Below are 1,542 nucleotides of genomic sequence, written 5' to 3' on the forward strand. Positions count from 1 at the left end.
CTGTATGAACGCATCCCAGTTTGCAAGGCTTTCGTTGTTCTAACTTCGACGAGTAGTTGCAGCTCTGTATCCGGCCTTATTGCAGTCGGAGCTGCTGGCCACTATGAGATCCGCTGACTCACACCTTATTCCCCTAGCGGGCTTTATACCCTAGACGTCATTCAGGTTTAGTAAGTCCCGGTCTTACCTGTCGTTGTCATCACTACGATTGCCAAAGCAACTTTTCTGCATTCACCCTTTTTTAAGAGTTAATGTTTGCCTGCATCCGTCCTTAATAGGGTCTGACGCTGACATGATTTTTTTCATATTTTCGGTTATGTGCTGCTATCGCCCACACCGTCCTGGCCAGTTTGTTGGCCATGGCGACTATTGCCACACTCGTCGGGCGACGTTTTTTTAACTCAGTTATCCACGGCCCCGGCTCTTTTGCCACCAACGATGCCGCACGGGCGCCGTGGATAAATAACGTTCGCAGATATGTGTCGCCACGCTTGCTGATCCCCAGCAGCTTCACTTTGCCACCGGAACCTGTTTGTTTCGGTACCAGCCCCACGAATGCCGAGAATTCCCGCCCTGACTTAAAGGTTGACGCCTCTCCCATCGTTGCAACGGCAGCCGTTGCAATCAGCGGTCCCACCCCGGGGATTTCCAGCAACCTTTTGCAGGTTTCATTTTGCGTCGCCACAGCTTTCAGCTGCTTTTCGATGCCATCAATTTGCTTATCAAGATCACTAAGCCTGCAATGCTGCTCTTCCAACAAAGCAATCAGGAAAGGTGGCAACCTGTCCCGCAGGCGCTCCAGCACCACAGGCACCGCTTTATCCAGAGAGGTTCGCCCCTTCCTCACGGTCTCCCCAAACTCCAGAAACATGCCGTGCAGGGCATTGATTTGTGCGGTTCTGAACTTCACCAACTGGCGGCGCATACGGTGCAGTGCCAGGATTGCCTGCTGCTCTTCTGTTTTTACCGAGATAGTCTTTCCCGGTTGTTGCACTGCCATCCAGATCGCGCGCGAATCCATCACGTCGTTCTTATTCCCCATGACGAAGGCCTTAACAAATCGCGCCTGGAGCAGACGAACACTGTGCCCTTGTTTTGTCAGTTCTCTCGCCCAGTGCTGAGAACCTCCGCAGGCTTCCATACCAATCAGACAGGGCTCCCGGTTACTGAAGAAAACCAAAAAATCTTCACTGCGGATCTGTTTATCAACTACCTCTCCGCTGTGTTCATCAATGAAGTGAACCTGGATAAGGTGCTTTGCGATATCAACGCCAACCGGTGTATATTTCATATTGTGGATCCTTCAGTTCTCAGGGGGCTTATGCATCCCGACGTGGGCACATTGCGATGCCGTAAGTCTGTAAGGATCCACACTCTCATTTCCCCGATATCCGTCACAAATACCCCTGTAGAAACCGCTTTTGAATCAAGACTGAGGCGGAGCGCAACATCGTGAGCACCGAACAGTCTTGCTGAAAAAGTGGTCATTGATTGCTAATTCATTACTCCGCTGTCGTGGTGTGGGATGCGTTCATCTCATTC

1 protein-coding gene is annotated in these 1,542 nt (G+C 51.2%); it reads right to left on the reverse strand.

What is annotated here, in order from left to right; genetic code table 11:
* Window positions 1–271 precede the first annotated feature (271 nt).
* On the reverse strand, window positions 272–1,291 hold the full coding sequence (locus J8X26_RS26210) for an IS110 family transposase (RefSeq protein WP_208952466.1): 1,020 nt from the start codon (window positions 1,289–1,291) through the stop codon (window positions 272–274).
* Window positions 1,292–1,542: the final 251 nt, after the last annotated feature.

Source organism: Rahnella sp. ChDrAdgB13 (assembly GCF_017655185.1).
GTDB lineage: Bacteria > Pseudomonadota > Gammaproteobacteria > Enterobacterales > Enterobacteriaceae > Rahnella > Rahnella contaminans.

Coding starts and splice junctions, on each gene's coding strand:
- J8X26_RS26210 (WP_208952466.1), bottom strand. CDS start 1,291: ATGAAATATACACCGGTTGGCGTTGATATCGCAAAGCACCTTATCCAG.